The sequence below is a fragment of the Seonamhaeicola marinus genome (assembly GCF_008085455.1).
In genome coordinates, this window is the sequence record NZ_VSDQ01000106.1 from 283 (window position 1) to 533 (window position 251).

At 33.1% G+C, this 251-nt stretch carries 1 pseudogene; it reads right to left on the reverse strand.

The features are described from left to right. Window positions 1-251 (reverse strand): annotated as a pseudogene (locus FUA24_RS00675) (hypothetical protein); the annotation flags it as partial.

Consider the following 251-nt stretch of genomic DNA (forward strand, 5'->3'; position numbering starts at 1 on the left):
TCTTGTGCATCTAAAACATCGCGTATTAATTTTATAACCTTGTGGCGGTTTCTAATAACGCGGTGTACATCTTGATTTCTGTGGTCTAGAAATTTATACTGAAAACGTGTGGTTTCATTAGTTTTTAAAGCGCGTTTTATTTCAAAAGGTAAGGTTTTTGAAAGGTTTAGAATTTCTAAAGCTGATGTTTCTAATTCTATAGTGCCTGTTCTTAAGCTTGGGTTGAAATCGTCTTCTTTTCGTTTTACAAT